Annotated in this window: 12 protein-coding genes; 3 read left to right on the top strand and 9 right to left on the bottom strand. The window is 70.0% G+C overall.

Annotated elements, in window-relative coordinates; all coding sequences use genetic code 11:
• Positions 1-72: 72 nt before the first annotated feature.
• Complete coding sequence (locus tag ACFFQA_RS23315; RefSeq protein ID WP_377855890.1) at positions 73-1,116, top strand: glucose 1-dehydrogenase; 1,044 nt, start codon at positions 73-75, stop codon at positions 1,114-1,116.
• Between the two features lie 173 nt (positions 1,117-1,289).
• Here the strand turns inward: ACFFQA_RS23315 and ACFFQA_RS23310 are convergent, their stop codons facing one another.
• The 5 genes from ACFFQA_RS23310 to ACFFQA_RS23290 all read right to left on the bottom strand — a co-directional run bounded on the left by ACFFQA_RS23310 (position 1,290) and on the right by ACFFQA_RS23290 (position 7,462).
• A complete protein-coding gene (locus ACFFQA_RS23310; protein WP_377855887.1) occupies positions 1,290-3,434 on the bottom strand; it encodes a putative bifunctional diguanylate cyclase/phosphodiesterase in 2,145 nt (714 codons plus the stop codon).
• 696 nt (positions 3,435-4,130) lie between these two features.
• Positions 4,131-4,943 carry an SAM-dependent methyltransferase gene (locus ACFFQA_RS23305; protein WP_377855884.1) on the bottom strand — a complete coding sequence of 271 codons (813 nt, stop codon included), beginning with the start codon at positions 4,941-4,943 and terminating at the stop codon, positions 4,131-4,133.
• A 19-nt stretch (positions 4,944-4,962) separates the two neighbouring features.
• Positions 4,963-5,769, bottom strand: coding sequence for an SAM-dependent methyltransferase (locus tag ACFFQA_RS23300; protein WP_377855881.1), 807 nt, complete (start codon positions 5,767-5,769; stop codon positions 4,963-4,965).
• A 49-nt stretch (positions 5,770-5,818) separates the two neighbouring features.
• Complete coding sequence (locus ACFFQA_RS23295) at positions 5,819-6,634, bottom strand: SAM-dependent methyltransferase (RefSeq protein WP_377855878.1); 816 nt, start codon at positions 6,632-6,634, stop codon at positions 5,819-5,821.
• Between the two features lie 15 nt (positions 6,635-6,649).
• A complete protein-coding gene (locus tag ACFFQA_RS23290; protein ID WP_377855875.1) occupies positions 6,650-7,462 on the bottom strand; it encodes an SAM-dependent methyltransferase in 813 nt (270 codons plus the stop codon).
• 130 nt (positions 7,463-7,592) lie between these two features.
• On the opposite strand from ACFFQA_RS23290, the gene ACFFQA_RS23285 reads away from it, so the two are divergent.
• Positions 7,593-8,609, top strand: coding sequence for a pentapeptide repeat-containing protein (locus tag ACFFQA_RS23285; RefSeq protein WP_377855872.1), 1,017 nt, complete (start codon positions 7,593-7,595; stop codon positions 8,607-8,609).
• Here ACFFQA_RS23285 and ACFFQA_RS23280 read toward each other — a convergent pair.
• The 4 genes from ACFFQA_RS23280 to purS all read right to left on the bottom strand — a co-directional run bounded on the left by ACFFQA_RS23280 (position 8,599) and on the right by purS (position 12,414).
• Positions 8,599-9,150 (bottom strand): flavoprotein, encoded by a 552-nt coding sequence (locus ACFFQA_RS23280; RefSeq protein ID WP_446681688.1) that lies wholly within the window; start codon positions 9,148-9,150, stop codon positions 8,599-8,601. The genes ACFFQA_RS23285 and ACFFQA_RS23280 overlap by 11 nt on opposite strands.
• A gap of 62 nt (positions 9,151-9,212) precedes the next feature.
• Entirely contained in the window at positions 9,213-11,504 is a 2,292-nt protein-coding gene (purL, locus tag ACFFQA_RS23275; RefSeq protein WP_377855866.1) for a phosphoribosylformylglycinamidine synthase subunit PurL, read from the bottom strand.
• The gene (gene purQ / locus ACFFQA_RS23270) at positions 11,501-12,178 is read right to left on the bottom strand and encodes a phosphoribosylformylglycinamidine synthase subunit PurQ (protein ID WP_377855863.1); all 678 of its coding nucleotides are present in this window, start codon (positions 12,176-12,178) and stop codon (positions 11,501-11,503) included. Before purQ ends, purL begins: the two co-directional genes overlap by 4 nt.
• Positions 12,175-12,414, bottom strand: coding sequence for a phosphoribosylformylglycinamidine synthase subunit PurS (purS, locus tag ACFFQA_RS23265; protein WP_377855861.1), 240 nt, complete (start codon positions 12,412-12,414; stop codon positions 12,175-12,177). The genes purQ and purS overlap by 4 nt, the downstream gene beginning before the upstream one ends.
• 187 nt (positions 12,415-12,601) lie before the next feature.
• Between purS and ACFFQA_RS23260 the strand changes: the two genes are divergently transcribed.
• A complete protein-coding gene (locus ACFFQA_RS23260; protein WP_377855858.1) occupies positions 12,602-13,594 on the top strand; it encodes an NAD-dependent epimerase/dehydratase family protein in 993 nt (330 codons plus the stop codon).
• Positions 13,595-13,603 lie beyond the last annotated feature (9 nt).

Here is a 13,603-nt window from a genome sequence, read left to right as displayed (position 1 = left end):
CAACCAGCGCTTCGAAGCCGCCCGCGCGGGCAAGAACGGCCTGCTGCTCCAACCCTGAGTAGTCTGGGCGGCGTGCGGGCAGCGACGGTGGTACCGGGCAAGCCAGAACGAGCCGAGGTCAGCGAGCTTCCCGATCCTGTTGCCGCACAAGGAGAACTCCTCGTCGCAGGGCTGCTGGTCGGTGTGTGCGCCACGGACGCCGAGATCGCGCACGAGGGTTTCGGCCGACTCCCACCCGGCCGCGACCGGATGGTGCTGTTCCACGAGTCGCTCGGGCGAGTCCTCCAAGCGCCACCGGAAAGCGGCTTCGCCATCGGAGACCACGTCGTCGGCGTCGTGCGCCGCCCAGACCCCGCACCGTGCGAGCCGTGTTCGAACGGCCAGTGGGACTTCTGCGCCAACGGCGCGTACACCGAACGCGGCATCACCGAGCTCGACGGGTACGGCTCGCAGCGGTGGACGGTGGAACCGGAGTTCGCGATCCGGCTGGACTCCGCTCTCGGCGAGCTCGGCGTGCTCACCGAACCGGCCTCGGTGGTGGCCAAGGCCTGGGACCAGGTCGACCGCATCGGCGCACGCACCCCGTATCGGCCGCGCACCGCACTGGTCACAGGAGCCGGACCGATCGGCCTGCTCGCGGCCCTGATCGGCACCCAGCGGGGCTTGGACGTGCACGTGCTCGACCGGGTTCGGGACGGCGGCAAACCGGAGCTGGTCCGGGATCTGGGCGCGACCTACCACCACGACCTCGACCAGGTCCCGGTCCGGCCGGACGTGGTGATCGAGTGCACCGGCGCGAGCGGGCTGGTCTTCGAGGTCCTGCGCCGCACCGCCAGGAACTCGATCATGGTGTTGACCGGGCTCTCCGGCAGCGCGAAGACGATCACCGTGCCGGGCGCAGCGATCAACGACGCCATGGTGCTGCACAACAGCGTGGTGGTGGGCAGCGTCAACGGCAACCTCGCGCACTACCGCGATGCGGCGGAAGCCCTGGCGAAGGCCGACCCGGAGTGGCTGGAGCGCCTGATCACCCGCAGGGTCCCGCTCTCCTCGTGGACCGACGCGCTCACCCGCACTCCGGACGACGTCAAGGTGGTCATCGACCTGCGCCGCTGACCAGGCCGTGCAAGGAGCTGCACCACCTCACTCACCCCCACGCCTCCCCCGCGAGCCACCACGCGTGCCCCCTCGTTCGCGTTGTGGAGCCTTGACGCGAAATGAGAGCGCTCTTTCGCGCAACAAGGTGACAAAACGCGAAAACACCGGGTCGGTCCGGTGCGGCGGGGCGGTCAGAGGTCGGTGGGGCAGGCGGTGATCAGCTTGTCGATCTGCACCGCCGGTCCAGGGCGCGCGAAGAGCCAGCCCTGGCCCGAGTCGCACCCGATGGTGCGCAGGCGCTGCGCCTGGGCTGTCGTCTCCACGTTCTCCGCCGTCACCGTCAGGCCGAGCGTGTGCGCGAGGGACACCAGCGTCGCCACGATCTGCTGGTCCACCTCACCGCCGTCCTGGCCGACGCGCACCCGCAGCCCTTCGACGAACGAGCCCGCGATCTTGAGCTCGTGCACCGGCAGGTTCCGCAGGTAGGCGAGGTTGGAGTAGCCCGTGCCGAAGTCGTCGATCGCGATCCGCACGCCCATGTCGTAGAGCGCCCGCAACGCGTCCAGCGGCTCGTCGGCGTTGCCCATGATCGCGCTCTCGGTGAGCTCCAGCTGGAGCCGGTGCGGGCGCAGGCCGACCTTGGCCAGGATGCGCGCCACGTCGGAGACCAGCCGGGGGTCGCGCAGCTGCCGGACGGCGAGGTTGACGCTGACGAACGGGGCGTCGGCGCCGAAGCGCTCCTCCCAGTCCTTGGCCTGTGCGCACGCCTGCTCCAGCACCCACAGGCCGAGCGGGACGATCATCCCGGTCTCCTCGGCCAGCTCGATGAACCGGTCCGGGGCGAGGCGGCCGAACTCCGGGTGCTGCCAGCGGACCAGGGCCTCGACGCCGACCACCCGCGTGTCCGCCAGGCGCACCAGCGGCTGGTAGTCCACGTAGAACTCGCCGCGCTCCAGCGCCGAGGGCATGGTGGCGGAGAGGGTGAACCTGGCGACCTCACGGGCGTTGCGCTCGGCGTCGAACTGCGCCCACCGGGAGCGGCCGTCCGCCTTGGCCCAGTACAGCGTGATGTCCGCGTCGCGCATGACGTCGGCCGGCGTCGTGCCGACGACCTCGCGCTCGACCAGGCCGATGCTGGCGGAGACGGTCAGCTCGTGCCTGCCGACCTTGATCGGCTTGGTCAGCCCGTGCAGCACCTGGTCGGCGACGGTGATGACGTCCTCGGTGGAGCGGGTGTGCTCGATGAGGATGACGAACTCGTCGCCGCCCATCCTGGCCACCAGCCGGCCGCGGCCGGAGACGTAGGTGTCCAGCCGCTGCGCCACCGCGACCAGCAGCTGGTCGCCGACGTCGTGGCCGAGGCTGTCGTTGATCACCTTGAAGCCGTCGAGGTCCAGGTAGCAGAGGCCGACCCTGGTGTCCCGCTCGGCGTTCTCGAAGACCCTGGCCAGCTGGTCCATGAACAGTGAACGGTTGGACAGACCGGTCAGCGGGTCGTGCAGCGCCTGGTGCCGCAGCCTGGTCTGCAACAGGTGGCGGTCGGTGACGTCCTCGACCATCACCACCACGTAGTTCGGTGCGCCCTGCTCGTCGCGGATCAGCGAGACCGTCAGGTTGGTCCAGATCTCCGCGCCGTCACCGCGCACGAAGCGCTTGTCCACCCGGAAGTGCTCGCGGTGCCCGCGCACCAGCTCGTTGTAGAGCCGCCACACCTCGGCCGCGTCGTCGGAGAGCATGAAGTCGCGGGCGCGGCGCTTGCGCAGCTCGTCGAGCCCGTAGCCGAGCATGCGCTGCAGCGACGCGTTGGCCTCGACGATCCGGCCGCGCACGTCTCCGATCGCGATGCCGATGGCGGCCTCGGCGAACACCGCGCGGAAGCGGGCCTCGCTGGCCCTGCGCGCCTGTTCGGCGGCGTCCCTGGCGTCGAGCACCGCCTGGCGGATCGCCTCCTGCTCGTCCAGCGTGCGCTCCCGCAGCGCCTGGGCGTACCCGGCGGAGAGCGCGCCCTGGAGGGCGGCCACGCGCACCTGGAGCCGTTCGTCGCCTTCGAGACCGAGCTCGCTCAGCAGCTCGTCACCGAGCAGCGCCACGCTCCGGCTCAGCGTCTCGATCCCGGTGAAGTGCGCGTTGACCAGGTGGAAACCCACCTCGCGGGCGGGCGTCGACCGGAATGGGTCGGCGAACAGCGCCTGCACCAGCCGCTCGGTGTAGAGCAGCAGCAGCTGCTCGGTCTCGGCGAGGCTGAGCGAGACGTAGCTGGTGCCCGCGATGGACCGGACCCAGGTACGGGCGAACCGGGCACAGGCGGGCTGCTCGGACTCGGTCGCCGGGGTCACCAGCAACCGTCCGAGTGGAAATGACTCGTTGTTCGAACCACTCATATTCTTCGCCCGACCGCTGCGTGCAAACCAGATCTCTCGGGCTTTCTTCCGACCTCCCCGGAAGAGTCTGACCGCGTTTGCGACACAAAGACGACACCCTGTTCAACAAGTTCGAAGCCGCGATGACGACTTGCGCGCCCGCCACACTGATCGGACCTGGGCACATGCCTGTCCCGAAGCTGTGGTTCCGACACGCCTCGTCCCTCTTCCACGCTGTGTTCCCCGACACTATGCGACGAGACGCGAACAGTTTCTGAAACCATCGCGCAGCGGTATGCCCGAATGGTTCCCACCCGGTCCTCGGAATCGGGAACGAAATGTGACACCACGACTTCACCGGTCGCGGCGCGGTCGTCGTCCGTGTGAACGGCAGGACCGCTGGCGAAGGTTACGGGGTCGGCGTCCGCGGGGACAATCCGACAGCCAGGGTCAACCGTCCGGGCTACTTCGTGCACATTGCGGACGCCGGAAAACCGGCGACAGCGGGCACAGGGACAGGTCAGGACTTGTTGACCTGACGCCCACCAGGGACCGTCCACCGCACACCCCTCGTTACTCGGGGTTCGAAGGGTAGCCCGGCGCGGTCAGACCGAGACAGGCCACAAGGTATGCAATTCCTTCACCCACATGCCGTTTTCAACGGATTGTGGTCTAGACCTTATACCCCACTCCGACCAGGCCCGCAAAACGCTCCGGCTCGTATGCGAGATCACGTACCGAGTCGGGACGCCACAGCGGCAATCTGGCCAAACCGGGTTCCACGAGCGAGAAACCCGAGAAGAACTCGGAGATCTCCTCGGAACTGCGCGAAACAAGGTCGAGACCGGCGCGTTCCATCAGGTCGATCCGATCCTGCGCGGTGGTGTCGGCGGTGCCGAAGGACGCGTGCGAGATCGCGAGGTAGCTGCCTTCGGCCACGGCGTCGCGGTACTCCGAGACGACCCGGTACGGCTCCTCCGAGTCCGGCATGAAGTGCAGCACCGCCAGCATCAGCAGCGCCACCGGCTGGTCGAGGTCGATCAGCGAGCGCACCTCCGGCGAGACCAGCACGGCCCTCGGGTTGCGCAGGTCGGCCTGGATCGCCGCGGCCCTGCCGTTGCCGACCAGCATCGCCTCGCTGTGCGTCACGGCGATCGGGTCGTTGTCGACGTAGACCACGCGGCAGTCGGGGTTCTGCTCCTGCGCCACCTCGTGCACGTTGGCCACGGTGGGAATGCCGGAGCCGAGGTCGATGAACTGGGTGATGCCCTGGGCGACGCAGAAGCGCACCGCCCTGCGCAGGAACGCCCGGTTCGCGCGCATGATCATCGGCAGGTCCGGCAGCAGGTCGATGGCGCGCCGGGCCACCTCGCGGTCGATCGCGAAGTTGTGCTCGCCGCCGAGGAAGTAGTCATACATCCGGGCCTGGCTCGGCCTGCTCAGATCGACCTCGGACGGCGCCCAGGTCGGCCGCATCACCGACATACCTCCTCCCTCCCCTCGCTCACGGCTTGGTCCCCACTCCCGCGTACCCGGTCGTCCGGTGCGGATCGGTGTCCACCACGTCCTCCGGGTCCGGCCGCCACTGGCTGAACCACACCAGTCCCGGTTCGGCGAGGACGAACTCGCCGAACATCGACCTGATCTCCTCCTTGGACCGCCACCACATCGGGGTGCCGGTCCGGCGGTAGAGGTCGGAGTGCGCGAGGGCGCGGTCGGGCTGCCCCTCGAACGTGGCGTGCGAGATCGCCAGCATGCTCCCGGGCACCAGCGCCTCGCGGTAGAACCGCGCGATGCCCGCCGGATCGTCCTCGTCGGAGACGAAGTGGAGCACCGCGAGCATCAGCACCGCAACCGGTTCGTCGAAATCGATGAGCCTGCGCACGTCGGGGTCGTGCAGGATCTGGTCCGGGTAGCGCATGTCGGCCTGCACGACGGTGGTCCGCTTGTTGTCGGCCAAGATCGCCCTGGAGTGCGCGACCGCGATGGAGTCGACGTCCACGTACGCGGTGCGGCAGTCCGGATCGGCCCGCTGCGCGACCTCGTGCACGTTCCCCACCGTGGGGATGCCGGAGCCGATGTCCAGGAACTGCCGGATGCCCTTGGACACGCAGTGGCGCACGGCGCGGCGTAAGAAGCCGCGGTTCTCCTGCATGATCTTGGGCAGCTCCGGCCACTGCCGGATGGCCTCGTCGGCCTGGTTCCGGTCCACCTCGAAGTTGTGCGACCCGCCGAGGTAGTAGTCGTAGACGCGCGCGGCACTCGGCTTCGACAGGTCGATCTCCGCAGGCGCCCAGCTCGGCAGTGCCACCGCTACTCATCCTCCGACGTGGTCTGTGTGCGTTTTCCCTGGTCCGGACTCAGTTCTTGCGGCCTATCCCCCCGTAGACGCTCATCCGACACCGCTCGGACTGGTCGACTTCGGCCGAGTCTGGTCGCCACTCCGGCAACGGGACCACCCCCGGTTCGAGCAACTCGAAGCCAGCGAACAGATCCAAGACCTGAGAGTGTTCGCGGAACCACAGCGGCGTGCCGAACCCGGCGTAGAGCCGCTGGTGCTCGTCGGCGTGGTCGGGCTCGATGTCGTTGGCGCCGTGGGAGATCACCGCGAGGCTGTCCGGGCTCAGCGCGTCGTGGTACTCCTCGACCAGGCCACTCGGGTCGTCCACGTCGGAGACCTGGTGCAGCACGCCGAGCATCAGCAGCGCGACCGGGCGACTGAAGTCGATCACCCGCTGCACCTCGCTCGCCCGCAGGATCGCCTGCGCGTCACGGAGGTCCGCCTGCAGCACGGTCACCCCGGAGCACCCGGCGAGCATCGCCCTGGAGTGCGCGACGGCCACCGGGTCGATGTCCACGTACACCACGCGCGCCCCGGGGTCCGCGCGGCGGGCGATCTCGTGCACGTTGCCCGCCGTCGGGATGCCGGAGCCGATGTCCAGGAACTGCCGGATGCCGTTGCGCACCGCGAACCGCACCGCTCTGCGCAGGAAGTCCCGGTTGGCGCGCACCATCGCGGGCAGCCGGGGCCACTGCGCCACCGCGCGGCGGCCGTACTCCCGGTCGATCGCGAAGTTGTGCGAACCGCCCAGGTAGTAGTCGTAGAGGCGGGCACAGCTCGGCCGCGTCAGGTCGATCTCCCCTGACGCCGTGCTCCGGACCGTGGCCGTGGTCATCCTCCGCCGCTCCACTCAGTTCTTGATTCCCAGCCCCGCGTAGCCGCTGAGCCGTTCCGGCTGCTCCCACTCCTCCTCCGGCGACTCCGGCCGCCACTGGCTCAGGTAGACCAGGCCCGGGTCGAGCAGCCGGAACCCGGAGAAGAACCCGGCGATCTCGACCCCGGTGCGCATCCAGATCGGCGTCCCGGTGCGCTGGTAGAGCGCCTCGTGCTCGCGGGCGCGGTCCGGGCGGCCGTCCGAGGTGCCGTGCGAGATCACCAGCGGGCTGCCGGGCGCGAGCACGTCGGCGTACTGCGCGAGCAGCCCGGCCGGGTCGTCGTTGGGCGAGACGAACTGCAGCACGGCGGCCATGAGCACCGCCACCGGCTCGTCGAAGTCGACCAGCCCGCGCACCTCGGGGTCGTCGAGCACCTGCTCCGGCTTGCGCAGGTCGGCCTGGACGGCGACGGCGCCGGGGGTGTCGGCGTCGGCGAGCAGGGCGCGCGAGTGCGCGACGGCGATGGGGTCGATGTCGACGTAGACGACGCGGCAGGCGGGGTCGGCGCGCTGGGCGAGCTCGTGCACGTTGCCGACGGAGGGGATGCCGGAGCCGATGTCGAGGAACTGGCGGACGCCGAGGGAGACGCAGTGCCGCACGGCGCGGCGGAGGAAGGCGCGGTTGGCCCGCATGATCTTGGGCAGCTCCGGCCAGAGCGCGACGGCCTGGCGGGCCTGTCTCCGGTCAACGGCGAAGTTGTGCGAGCCGCCCAGGTAGTAGTCGTACACGCGGGCCGAACTCGGCTTCGTCAGGTCGATGTCACCGCACACCCAGGTAGGACGATCCACGGATGCCCCTCCCCTTGTTGCCGCCCTGGCGAAGGATAGGACAGGTCAGCGGTCACTCACCGGCTCCGCTCGGATGCAAAAGGTAAACGTGCGGTCTTGTCCGACGAGCGGTCATCCGGACAATCTTCCGGTGGACAAATGGGTGATTCTCATCGCCGGATCGGCTATCTCGCTCTGCGCGGTCGTCCTGCTTCTCACGGGCTGGTCCCGCACACGGCAGGGGTTGCTGCTCACCGGGACGGTGCTGGCGGCCATCGGCCTGTTGGGCCTGGTCGGAGGGTGGTTGCTGATCGCGGACCCGAAGGCGGGACCGGCCGAGGCGATCAAGACCGGCGGTCTCGCGGGCGGTGCCGTTGTCGCGCTCTACGCGCTCTGGCTCAACGACCGCAAACGCCGCGCGGAGGAGGACCGCAACGACCACGACCGGGAGCGCGTCTCGGACGAGAGGTTCGCGCGCTCCGTCGAGATGCTGGGCAACGAGGCCGACCAGGTACGGGTCGGAGCCCTGCACGCTCTTGCGGGTCTGGCAAAGAGCAGGCCGGACTACACCCAGACCGTCCTGGAGATCATCTGCTCCTACCTGCGCCGCCCGTTCTCCCACGAGGCCTTCGACGAGCGCGGTGACGACCCGAACCGGTACGAGCCCGATGAGCGCGACGCCGACGCCGACCGGGAGCGCCAGGTCCGGCAGACGGCACAGCGGCTGCTGCACGACCTCCTGCCCGAGAGGGGAACGGACGGCCCCGCCTACGACCTGGACCTGACCGGTGCGCGGCTGGAGTACCTGGAGCTGCGCAACCGCCGGGTCGGCAGGCTGGTCGCGCGCTATGCGGAGTTCCTGGGCATCACCCGCTGGCAGGGCGCGGAGTTCACCCAGGAGGTCCTGCTGACCAGCGCGCACTTCAAGGGGCGCGCCGAGGTGCACCACGTGGTGTTCCACAACGGCGTCTCGTTGCTGGACGCCAGCTTCGACCGCGAGCTCAACCTCAGCGGGAGCAAGCTGGAGAAGTGGGGTGACCTGCGCGCGAAGACCACCGAGATCAACCACGATGGCTTCGTGATCGGCAAGCTGGACCGGTTCCGGCTGCCGGAGCGCTGGTCGACCGAAGAGATCGGCCAGAACCGCTCGAAACTGATCACGCCATGACGTGCTCGACCCGCTCCAGCACGAGGTCCCAGGGCAGCTCCCCCTCATCCGCCCTGGCCTCGGGAAGCGGCCACACGTCCGCGCCGTAGACCAGCTCGACGCCGCCCGCCCGCAACGCGTCGATGTGCCCGTCCCACGCCGGATGACGGGCGTGCGCGGCGTTGACGCGGGGGAAGACGACAACGGGCGTGGCCATCCCGATGGCCTCGGACACGGTGGTGAGCGCCTGGTTGTCCCCGAGCCCCAACGCCAGCTTGGCGACGGTGTTGGCGGACGCGGGAGCCCAGAGGTAGCAGTCGACGACGGGATGCGGCCGAGGCTCGGTGGGCAACCGCGAAGCGCTCCGCACCGGCAACCCGGTGAGCCCACGCAACCGCTCGACCTCACCGACGGCCTCAAGCCAGGTGAAAGCGTTGGGCGTCAACGTGATCGCCACGGTCCACCCCCGCGCGACGGCGGGCTCGACCAGCCCCTCCCGCACTCCGAGCACCCCACCGGTCGCGCTGCACATCAACCCCAGAACCCGTCCCACACCGCTCATCCCACCACGACGACGGGGCCGCCTCCCACTGCTGCGGAAGGCGGCCCCGTGAGGTGAAGCGACTAGTCGAACAGGGCGGGCAGGGTGCCCGACCAGGCCGTGCGCAGCTCGTCGAGGCCGATGGTCGCCACGTCCTGGATGTCCAGGGCCGCCGCGTCCGGGTCGACCACGCCGATCTTCGTCCACGGCAGGCCGCGAACGGTGCACATGTCCGTGAAGCGCAGCTCCTCGGTGCGCGGGACCGCGACCAGCACGCGGCCCGCCGACTCGGAGAACAGCGTCACGAACGGGTCGGCGCCCTCCGGCAGGACCACGCGCGCGCCGGTCTCGCCGTGCAGGCACGACTCCACCAGTGCCTGCGCCAGGCCGCCCTCGGACAGGTCGTGGGCCGCCGAGAGCATGCCGTCGCGGGAGCCGGCGGCCAGGATCTCGCCGAGCAGCTTCTCCCTGGCCAGGTCCACCTTGGGCGGCTCGCCACCGAGGTGGCCGTGGACGACGTGCGCCCACTCGCTGCCGCCGAACTCGTCACGGGTCTCGCCGAGCAGCAGCAGCGTCTCGCCGGCCTCAGCGCCGATGCCCGAGGGCAGCCGCCTGCGGACGTCGTCGAGCACGCCGAGCACACCGACCACCGGCGTCGGCAGGATCGCCGTGGTGCCGGTCTGGTTGTAGAAGCTGACGTTGCCGCCGGTGACCGGAAGGCCCAGCTCCGCACAGCCGTCGGCGAGACCGCGGACGGCCTGCTCGAACTGCCACATCACCGCCGGGTCCTCGGGCGAGCCGAAGTTCAGGCAGTTGGTGACCGCCAGCGGCGCGGCGCCGGAGACGGCCACGTTGCGGTACGCCTCGGCCAGCGCCAGCTTCGCGCCCACGTACGGGTCGAGCTTGCAGTAGCGGCCGTTGCAGTCGGTCGCCAGCGCGATGCCGCGGCCGGTCTCCTCGTCGATACGCAGCACGCCGGTGTCGTTGGGCTGCGCGAGGACCGTGTTGCCGCGCACGTAGCGGTCGTACTGCTCGGTGACCCAGCCGCGGGAGCACAGGTTCGGCGAGGCGATCATCCGCAGGATGGTCTCGCGCAGCTCGTCCGGGGTGGACGGTCGGGCGAGCGAGTCCGGGGTGTTCGCGACCAGCTCGTCCTGGTCGGCGGGACGCGCGATCGGCCGGTTGTAGACCGGGCCCTCGTGCGCCACGGTGCGCGGCGGCACGTCCACCACGGTCCGGCCGTGCCAGTCGATCACCAGCCGGTCGCCGTCGGTGACCTCACCGATGACGGTGGCGATCACGTCCCACTTCTCGCAGACCTTCATGAAGGCGTCCACATTGGACGGTTCGACCACCGCGCACATCCGCTCCTGCGACTCGCTGGAGAGGATCTCCGCGGGGGTCATGCCCTCGGCGCGCAGCGGGACCAGGTCGAGGTCGACGTGCATGCCGCCGTCGCCTGCGGAGGCCAGCTCCGCGGTCGCGCAGGACAGCCCGGCGCCGCCGAGGTCCTGGATGCCGACCACGATGCCCTCGCGGAAGAGCTCGAGGCAGCATTCGATGAGCACCTTCTCGGTGAACGGGTCGCCGACCTGGACGCTGGGCAGCTTCTTGCGCTTGCCAGCGCTCTCGTCGCCGGAGAAGGTCTCCGACGCGAGCACGGACACGCCGCCGATCCCGTCCAGCCCGGTGCGCGCACCGAACAGGATGATCTTGTTGCCGGTGCCGGACGCGTGCGCCAGGTGCAGGTCCTCGACCCGCATCGCGCCCACGCACAGCGCGTTGACCAGCGGGTTGCCCGCGTAGGTCTCGTCGAAGACGACCTCGCCGCCGATGTTCGGCAGACCAAGGCAGTTCCCGTACCCGCCGACGCCCGCGACGATGCCGGGCAGCACCCGGCGGGTGTCCGGCGCGTCGGCGGGGCCGAAGCGCAGCGGGTCCATCACGGCCAGCGGCCGGGCGCCCATCGCGAGGATGTCGCGCACGATGCCGCCGACGCCCGTCGCGGCGCCCTGGTAGGGCTCCACGTAGGACGGGTGGTTGTGGCTCTCCACCTTGAAGGTGACCGCCCAGCCGTCGCCGATGTCGACGACGCCGGCGTTCTCCCCGATCCCGGCGAGCATGTGCTCGCGCATCTCGTCGGTGGTGGTCTCGCCGAAGTACTTCAGGTGCACCTTGGAGGACTTGTACGAGCAGTGCTCGCTCCACATCACCGAGTACATCGCCAACTCGGCGTCGGTGGGGCGGCGGCCGAGGATCTCGCGGATCCTGGCGTACTCGTCGTCCTTGAGGCCCAGCTCGCGGAACGGCTGGGCGGTGTCCGGGGTCGCCGCCGCGTTCTCGACGGTGTCGGCGAGATGTTCGGTTGTCGTCACGCCTTCACCACCGCGTCGAGAACGGACAGGAACATGCCGAGGCCGTCGTCGGTCGGGCCGGTCAGCGCGTCGATGGCGTGCTCGGGGTGCGGCATGAGCCCCACCACGCGGCCGCGGGCGTCGGTGACGCCCGCGATGTCGTTGCGCGAGCCGTTGGGGTTGCTCCCGACGTAGCGGAAGACGACCCGGCCCTCGGCCTCAAGCTCGTCCACAGTGGACTGGTCGGCGACGTAGCGGCCCTCGCCGGACTTGAGCGGAACCAGGATCTCCGCGTCCGGCTCGTACCGCGTTGTCCACGCGGTCCCGGCGTTCTCCACCCGCAGCCACTGGTCGCGGCAGACGAAGTGCAGACCGGCGTTGCGCAGCAGCGCGCCGGGCAGCAGCCCGGCCTCGCAGAGGATCTGGAAACCGTTGCAGATCCCCAGAACCGGCATGCCGCGCTTGGCCGCGTCGATCACCTCGGTCATCACAGGGGCGAACTTCGCGATGGCCCCGCAGCGGAGGTAGTCGCCGTAGGAGAAGCCGCCGGGGACGATCACGGCGTCGACCCCGCGCAGGTCGTGGTCGGCGTGCCAGAGGGGCACGGCCTCGGCCTCGGAGTACAGCGCGGCGCGGGCCGCGTCGACGTCGTCGAGGGTGCCGGGGAAGGTGATCACCCCGATCCGAGGGCTCATGATTCGACCCTGCGGACAGTCCAGTCCTCGATCACCGTGTTGGCCAGTAAGGTCTCGGCGATCTTGGCGAGCGTGGCGTCGTCGACGGAGTCGTCGACCTCCAGCTCGAAGCGCTTGCCCTGGCGGACGGAGCTGACCCCGTCGAAGCCGAGGCGCGGCAGCGCGTTGGCCACCGCCTGTCCTTGTGGGTCGAGAATTTCCTGCTTGGGCATGACGTCAACGACGACACGGGCCACTGGTCGCTCTCCCAGGTTTGTGGCTCGGCGGGCAGCCGCAGCGTACCTGACCAGCGAGTTCGAACCTTCTCCAGAGTTGTGGGGAATTGGCGTGAGTTGCGCCGCAGATCGATTTCACCTGTTCGCCGTCCGTTCGCCCTCCGCGAGAGGGATGGCCGGGCGAGCCGGCGGAAGTCAGGCTGAGGACATGCGGGTATTGGTTCTAGGTGGAACGAAGTTCCTGTCCAAAGCGGTTGCCACGGAGCTGGTCCGGCGGGGGCACGACGTCCTCTGCGCGGCGCGTGGCGCCTCCGGTGACGTGCCCGAGGGCGCCCGGCTGATACGCGTCGACCGCAACGACCCCGACGGTTTCGCCCCACTGGTCGACGAGCGCTTCGACTCCGTCATCGACGTGGCGACGATGTCACTGACCTGGGTGAACGAGGCGCTCCAGGCGCTCGCGGCGAACGCGGGCCACTGGACGTTCGTCTCCACGATCAGCGTCTACGCGGACAACGAGACCCTCGGCCAGGACGCGACCGGCCCGACGGTGCGACCGCTGGAGGACGCGGACGCCCCCACCACGCCGTCCGCCGATCCCTCCGCGTACGGCCGGATCAAGGTGGCAAGCGAGAACCGCGTGCGCGAGGCGCTCGGCGACCGCGCGTTCATCCCCCGGCCGGGCCTGATCACCGGGTTCGAGGACTGGTCGGACCGGTTCGGCTACTGGCCGGCGCGGTTCTTCCGGGGCGGGCGGGCCGTGGTGCCGGACGCGCCGGGGCAACCCGCGCAGTTCGTGGACGTGCTCGACCTGGCGAACTGGATCGTCGAGGCCGCCGAACAGCGGCTCGCGGGGACCTTCGACGCCATCGGCCCGGTCTCCCAGCTGAACGACGTGCTCGCCGAGGTCGCCGAGGTCGCTGGCCAGGACATCGAGCTCGTCCCGGTCGCCGAGGACGTGCTGACCAAGGCGGAGGTCAAGCCGTGGGCGGGGCCGCGCTCGCTGCCGCTCTGGGTGCCCGGCATGCACGGCATGCTCGCGCACGACCACCGCCCGGCCGCCGACGCGGGGCTGCGGAACCGCTCGCTCGGCGACGCGACGCGAGCGGCGCTGGAGAACGAGCAGCGGCTCGGCCTGGAACGCGAGCGCCGTTCCGGCCTCACCCGCGAGGAGGAGGCCGAGGTCCTGAGGCTGCTGTGAGCCGTGGCG

The organism is Allokutzneria oryzae, assembly GCF_042429765.1.
Classification (GTDB): Bacteria; Actinomycetota; Actinomycetes; order Mycobacteriales; family Pseudonocardiaceae; genus Allokutzneria; species Allokutzneria oryzae.
Note: the sequence above shows the minus strand (reverse complement) of the source record. Positions and strands in the feature narration are given on the sequence as shown.

What these genes read in the sequence shown, in the direction of transcription:
- purQ (WP_377855863.1), bottom strand. Translation starts at nt 12,178, where the DNA reads ATGAGCCCTCGGATCGGGGTGATCACCTTCCCCGGCACCCTCGACGAC.
- ACFFQA_RS23305 (WP_377855884.1), bottom strand. Translation starts at nt 4,943, where the DNA reads ATGTCGGTGATGCGGCCGACCTGGGCGCCGTCCGAGGTCGATCTGAGC.
- ACFFQA_RS23295 (WP_377855878.1), bottom strand. Translation starts at nt 6,634, where the DNA reads ATGACCACGGCCACGGTCCGGAGCACGGCGTCAGGGGAGATCGACCTG.
- ACFFQA_RS23280 (WP_446681688.1), bottom strand. Translation starts at nt 9,150, where the DNA reads ATGAGCGGTGTGGGACGGGTTCTGGGGTTGATGTGCAGCGCGACCGGT.
- ACFFQA_RS23260 (WP_377855858.1), top strand. Translation starts at nt 12,602, where the DNA reads ATGCGGGTATTGGTTCTAGGTGGAACGAAGTTCCTGTCCAAAGCGGTT.